General features: G+C 69.3%; 5 protein-coding genes and 1 pseudogene. 2 read left to right on the forward strand and 4 right to left on the reverse strand.

All coding sequences use genetic code 11. The features are described from left to right. Window positions 1-1,132, forward strand: a 1,132-nt coding sequence (locus tag FV230_RS22635) for a phosphoserine transaminase (RefSeq protein ID WP_147844008.1), incomplete at its 5' end; no start/stop codon positions are given. Window positions 1,133-1,253: 121 nt separating this feature from the next. Here the strand turns inward: FV230_RS22635 and FV230_RS22640 are convergent. From FV230_RS22640 to tesB, 4 genes are all read right to left on the reverse strand, one after another. Then, complete coding sequence (locus FV230_RS22640) at window positions 1,254-2,531, reverse strand: outer membrane beta-barrel protein (RefSeq protein ID WP_147728186.1); 1,278 nt, start codon at window positions 2,529-2,531, stop codon at window positions 1,254-1,256. Window positions 2,532-2,985: 454 nt separating this feature from the next. Continuing rightward, window positions 2,986-4,491 carry an ammonium transporter gene (locus FV230_RS22645; RefSeq protein WP_147728185.1) on the reverse strand — a complete coding sequence of 502 codons (1,506 nt, stop codon included), beginning with the start codon at window positions 4,489-4,491 and terminating at the stop codon, window positions 2,986-2,988. A gap of 86 nt (window positions 4,492-4,577) precedes the next feature. After that, on the reverse strand, window positions 4,578-4,916 hold the full coding sequence (locus tag FV230_RS22650) for a P-II family nitrogen regulator (protein WP_147728184.1): 339 nt from the start codon (window positions 4,914-4,916) through the stop codon (window positions 4,578-4,580). A 307-nt stretch (window positions 4,917-5,223) separates the two neighbouring features. Further along, the gene (tesB, locus tag FV230_RS22655; RefSeq protein ID WP_147728183.1) at window positions 5,224-6,114 is read right to left on the reverse strand and encodes an acyl-CoA thioesterase II; all 891 of its coding nucleotides are present in this window, start codon (window positions 6,112-6,114) and stop codon (window positions 5,224-5,226) included. Window positions 6,115-6,292: 178 nt separating this feature from the next. On the opposite strand from tesB, the pseudogene FV230_RS30950 reads away from it, so the two are divergent. Then, a pseudogene (locus FV230_RS30950) lies at window positions 6,293-6,430 on the forward strand (2-octaprenyl-6-methoxyphenyl hydroxylase); the annotation flags it as partial.

The following is a 6,430-nucleotide window of genomic DNA, read 5'->3' on the forward strand; positions in this document are numbered from 1 at the left end:
TTTCTCCTCCGGCCCCTGCGCCAAGCGCCCCGGCTGGACCCCGGCGGCCCTGGCCGACGCGCCGCTCGGCCGCTCGCATCGCTCGGTCGCCGGCAGGGCCAAGCTCCGCCGGGCGATCGACCTGACCCGCGACGTGCTGCGCGTGCCGGCCGACTACCGCATCGGCATCGTCCCGGCCTCCGACACCGGCGCCGTCGAGATGGCGATGTGGTCGATGCTCGGGCCGCGGACCGTGGAGGTGGCGGCCTGGGAGGCGTTCGGCTCGGAGTGGGTCACCGACGCGTTGAGGCAGCTCAAGATCAGCCCGCGCATCCACCAGACGCCCTACGGCGTGCTGCCCGACCTGTCGGCGATCGACACGAAGCACAACGACGTGGTCTTCACCTGGAACGGCACCGCCGCCGGGGTGAAGGTGCCGAACGGCGACTGGATCGCCGCCGACCGCGAGGGGCTGACGATCTGCGACGCGACCTCGGCCGCCTTCGCCCAGGCGCTCGACTGGGACAAGCTCGATGTGGTGACCTTCTCCTGGCAGAAGGTGATGGGCGGCGAGGCGGCGCACGGCATGCTGGTGCTCTCGCCCCGCGCCGTCGCCCGCCTCGAGAGCCACGTCCCGGCCTGGCCGCTGCCGAAGGTGTTCCGCCTGACCAAGGGCGGAAAGCTGATCGAGGGGATCTTCTCCGGCGACACCATCAACACGCCCTCCATGCTCGCGGTCGAGGACTACCTCGACACGCTGGCCTGGGCGCAGGACCTCGGCGGGCTCGACGCCCTGCATGCGCGGGCGGACGGCAACGCGCGGGTGATCCACGACTGGGTCGCGCGCACGCCCTGGATCGCCAACCTCGCGGTCGACCCGGCGACGTATTCCAACACCGGCGTGTGCCTCGTCATCGCCGATGCCGACGTGCTGGCGCTGGGCGACGCGGTGGTGGAGCGCGTGGCCAAGGGCATCGTCGAGACCCTGGAGCGCGAGGGCGTGGCCCTCGACATCGGCGCCTACCGCGACGCGCCGCCCGGCCTGCGCATCTGGTGCGGCGGCACGGTGGAGCGGAGCGACCTCGAGGCGCTGACGCCCTGGCTCGACTGGGCCTTCGCCCGGGAGAAGGCGGCCCTGACGCAGGCGGCGTAGGAACGCGGCCCGCGCGCCACCCGGCAGCGCGCCAACGAAAACGGGCGGCCCGATCGGGCCGCCCGTTTTCGTTGGCGTGGTAAATGCGGGACCGTGAGGACGGCCCCGCAGGGCGCCGGGATCAGAAGGTGATGCCGGTCTCGACCATGTAGCGGTCCTGCGAGGTGCGGTTGCCGGTGCGGCCGAAGCCGGTGCCGAGGGTGCCGGCCGCCAAGCTGCCGCGGGTGATGTCGTAGAGCTCGACCCGCGAGTACTCGCCGCGGAGGAAGTACTGGCCGAAGGTGAAGGTCGGCGTGACGGTGAAGGAGAGCGCCTCGCTGCCGGCGCCGTAGAGGACGGAGGTGTCGGGGAACAGGCTCAAGCGGTTTCCGCTCTGGGCGATGTACTCGAAGCGGCCGGCCAGGGCGAAGTTGTCGGTGAAGGCGTAGCTCGCGAGGATCGCGCCGCCGAAGGTCTCGGCGCCGTTGAGCCCGAGGGCGGCGTTGCGCTCGACGTTGGTGTACTGGATGTAGGGCGTCACGATCCAGGGGCCGGCCGAGTAGGTGTAGTTCAGGCTGATGATGCTGCTGTTCTGCAGCGACAGGGGCGTGGCATACTGGAAGCGCAGGCTCTGCAGGCCGGAATTGAAGCTGCTGAAGTGCGTGCCGCCGTTGATGCCGATCGTGTTGGCGTCGTCGATCTTGTAGGTGATCAGGCCGGTGATCCAGTTGAGCTCACCCGAGAAGAACCCGTCGGTCGCCGCCAGCGAGGCCGCCCACGGGCCGCTGGCGTAGTTCACCTGGACGCCCTGGTTGATCACGTTCTCCTGGTTAAACAGCAGGCCGCGGGAGATGTTCAGGTTCTGGAAGGTGAACGGCAGCTCCGAGCCGATGTTGGTCGGCATGCGGCCGCCCTGGAGCGACCACTCGTCGTTGATCTGGTACTTGCCGAACGCGATCGAGACCGGGGTGAAGAGCAGATCGGTCTGATCGAAGGCGCTGTAGATCGGCGCGCCGAGGCCGGGGATCGTGTAGGCGCCGACCGCGACGTAGAACTGGAACGGGCCGTCGGCCTTCTGGATGAAGCCCTGCAGGTTCGAGAAGTCGACGCGGCCGGCGCGGTCGGCGGGAACGCCGGGCGGCGTGACCGCGGTGTTGAACGGGTTGGTCTGCGTGTAGGCGTAGCCGGTCACCGCGCCGCCGACGTAGATCTCGCCGATGCCGCCGATGGTGAAGCAGCTCGGGTTCGGGTTCTGCTTGATGACGCCGCCGTAGGCCGGGAAGGTGATCGCGACCTTGCAGGCCTCGGGGACCGGGGGCGGAGCGGGCTTGGCCGACAGGTCGGCGGCCGACACCTGTCCGACGCAGAGCAGCGTGGCGATCGACGCCGTAGCGCCCTGGAGGAACAGCTTCAAGGTCATAGTCCGAGCCCCGTTTGTTTTTTGCTGCGGCCAAGGTGCCGAAAGTTCCCACCCTCCGCAAAAACAACTTTCGGGCAATTGCCTACGAAACGGGCAATCGCGGCCGCAGCTGCCCCAAGCTCAAGATGTGTTGCCGTCGCACCACAACCAGTCGGCCCATCCGGCGCGGATCATCCGGAATTCCGTGCGTCTTCGTTAACGGATCGTTACCAAGCGCCGCCGGACCGGGCCTGATCGACTGCATCGGCGAATCGCTCGACGATCGAGGACTGATCCTGGACTTGGTCGCGAGCCTCGGGACACGTTGCACGCATCGGCTTGGTTCGAGACGCCCCCGGACGAAGGACCGGATCCCCCGACCGCTGCCCCGCGACCGCCTCGGGGATGGCCTCGACGAAAGAAGCCCCGGTGCAGGGCACCGGGGCTTCGCAGGCGTCACGGGGACGTCGATGGATCAGTAGTTGTAGGCGCGCTCGCCGTGATCGGCGATGTCGAGGCCCTCGCGCTCCTCGTCCTGGGTCACGCGCAGGCCGATCGTCAGGTCGACGAGCTTGTACAGGATCGCCGAGCCGATGCCCGACCACAGCAGGGTGAGGCCGACGGCCTCGGCCTGGATGATGAACTGGCTCATCATGTCGTAGGTGCCGAGAACCATCTCGCCGGGCTTGGTCGCGTAGTCGGGGATGCCGACGCCGCCGAGCTTCGGATCCACCAGGATGCCCGTCGCCAGGGCGCCGAGGATGCCGCCGATGCAGTGGACGCCGAACACGTCGAGCGAGTCGTCGTAGCCGATCGCGTTCTTCACGGTGGAGCACATCACGAAGCAGACGCCGCCGGCGACGAGGCCGAGGACGATCGAGCCCATCGGGCCGGCGAAGCCCGAGGCCGGGGTGACGGCGACGAGGCCGGCGATGGCGCCGGAGACCATGCCGAGCAGCGACGGCTTGCCCTTCATCGCCCACTCCACGAACAGCCAGGAGACCGCCGCCGCCGCGGTCGCGACGAAGGTGTTGATCATGGCGAGCGCCGTGGTGCCGTTCGACTCGAGGTTGGAGCCGGCGTTGAAGCCGAACCAGCCGACCCAGAGCAGCGAGGCGCCGATCATGGTCATGGTCAGCGAGTGCGGGGCGAGCAGGTCACGGCCGTAGCCAATGCGCTTGCCGAGCATCAGGCAGCCGACGAAGCCGGCGATGCCCGCGTTGATGTGCACGACGGTGCCGCCGGCGAAGTCGAGGGCGCCCTTCTTGAACAGGAAGCCCGCATCGGCGTTGACGGCGTCGAGCGCGTCCTGCGCGGTCTTCTTGGCCGCGTCGTCGGTCGCCATGGCGAGCGCCTTGGCGGCGTTGCCGACCGCGTCCGGGCCGCCCCAGTACCAGACCATGTGCGCCATCGGGAAGTAGATCAGCGTCACCCAGAGGATGGTGAACACCACGAGCGCCGAGAACTTCATCCGCTCGGCGAAGGCGCCGACGATGAGGGCCGGGGTGATCATCGCGAACGTCATCTGGAAGCAGATGTAGACGTATTCCGGGATGACGACGCCGTTGGAGAAGGTGGCGACGGTCGAGTTCGGGTCGACGCCCTTCAGGAACGCCTTCGAGAAGCCGCCGACGAAGTCGTTGATGGTGCCGCCGTTGGTGAAGGCGAGGCTGTAGCCGTAGAACACCCACAGCAGGCAGACGATCGAGACGATCGCGAAGACCTGGGTCAGGACGGAGAGCATGTTCTTGGTGCGCACGAGGCCGCCGTAGAACAGCGCCAGGCCCGGCACGCTCATCATCAGCACGAGGGCCGACGAGATCAGCATCCAGGAGGTGTCGCCCTTGTTGGGCACCAGGGCGACGGGCGCGGGCGCCGAGGCCGCTTCCGGCACCGGCGTCTGCGCGAGGGACGGCTCGACGAGGACCAGGGCGAGCGCGGCCCCTCCCAGTCCGAGCGCGAGGGCGTTGCGAAGTTTCATGGACACGAGACTCCCGGGTCGCGGTGCTGTCAGGATTGTTGCGAGGCAGAAATGGGTGGTGAGGGCGGCGGCCCTCGCGGGCCGGCTCAGAGCGCGTCGGCGTCGGTCTCGCCGGTGCGGATCCGGACGGCCTTCTCCAGCGGCATGACGAAGATCTTGCCGTCGCCGATCTGGCCGGTGCGGGCGGCGCCCGCGATGGCGTCGATCACCGTGCTGGTCAGGTCGGCGGCGACCGCGACCTCGATCTTCAGCTTGGGCAGGAAGCTCACGGCGTATTCCGCGCCGCGGTAGATCTCGGTGTGGCCCTTCTGGCGGCCGTAGCCCTTGACCTCGGTCACCGTCAGGCCGTGCACGCCGATGCCGGTCAGTGCGTCGCGCACCTCCTCCAGCTTGAACGGCTTGATGATGGCCATCACGATCTTCATGCTTGGCGCCCCCTGCGTGGGTTGGGAACCGTGTGCCGCAGCCGACGCTCGGCAGGGGGTTCCGGTCCAGGATGGTCGCGCAGGATCCGAATGACCCCGCGATCGCCGGGCCCTCATTCAAGGACTATGCCAGCGCCGAACTTTTTGGGAACCTTTTCACGCGACCGCCGGATGCACACGCTTTGGTCGCGGACTGGCGCGGGGACGGGCTCAAGCTGAGCAGTAATCGCACACAAAACGGGCAAATGCTCATCAGAAGCGCAGTAATTTGGCGCGTGCGGCGGCCTGCCGGCGGTTTGACGCCAAACTAGGCCGGCCGCGGGCGGATCAGGCCCTCCTGCGCCACCGACGCCACCAGCGTCCCGTCGCGCGCGAAGATCTGGCCGCGGGCGAACCCCCGCGCGCCGGCGGAATTGGGGCTGTCCTGGGCGTAGAGCAGCCACTCGTCGGCCCGGAACGGGCGGTGGAACCACAGGGCGTGGTCGAGGCTCGCCGACTGGATGTCGGCATCGAACACCGAGCGCCCGTGGACGATCAGCGTGGCATCGAGCAGCGTCATGTCGGACGCGTAGGCGAGCACCGCCTGGTGGATCGCCGGATCGTCGGGGAGCTGCGAGGCCGCGCGCAGCCAGACGTTGCACAGCGGCGCCTGCGGCCCGCCTTCGAGATAGCGTCGCAGGTCGACCGGCTTCAGCTCGATCGGGCGCGGACGGCCGAAATAGCCGGCCACCGCCGCGGGGATGCCGGGCATGCCCCTGGCGAGCAGGGACTTGGTGTCGGGCAGCGATTCCGGGGGCGGCGCGTCGGGCATCGCCGCCTGGTGGGCGTGGCCGGCTTCCGTCACCTGGTACGAGGCGGTCATCGCGAAGATTGCGCGCCCGTGCTGGATCGCCTTGACCCGGCGCGTGGTGAAGCTCTGCCCGTCGCGGATGCGCTCGACCTCGTAGACGATCGGGACGCTCGGGTCGCCGCCGAGCAGGAAGTAGGCGTGGAGCGAGTGCGGCGCGCGGGCGCTCGGCACCGTCCGGGTCGCGGCGACCAGCGCCTGACCCACCACCTGCCCGCCGAACACCCGCTTCCAGCCGTTCCGCGGGCTGACGCCGCGGAACAGGTCGGTCTCCAGCCGCTCGAGGTCGAGGATGGCGAGAAGCTCGGCGACGATGCCGGAATCGGTCGGCGGGACGGGATCGGTCGGCATGGCTGTACGGCGGGCTTTCGGGGCGAGGAGGCGTCCGCCATAGCATCCGCGCGGCCTGCCTCGCCATCGGGCTCGCGGTGCGACCGCGCTTCCCTGCGCCCGCCGGACGAGCCCGCGCGTTGCCTGCGGGCGGAAGCGGTGTCACTTCCTCGCGCGAGGGAACGATGAGGACGAGGCGATGAGGGGTTCGACGACCCGCCCGGGCAGCCGCCACCTGCTGCTCGCGGGCGCAGGCATCCCGGGCCTGTCGCTGGCCCTGGCGCTGCGCCAGGCGCACGGCGACGCGCTCGCCGTCACGGTCTGCGATCCGGGCCTT

This window comes from Methylobacterium sp. WL6, from assembly GCF_008040095.1.
Taxonomy (GTDB): Bacteria; Pseudomonadota; Alphaproteobacteria; order Rhizobiales; family Beijerinckiaceae; genus Methylobacterium.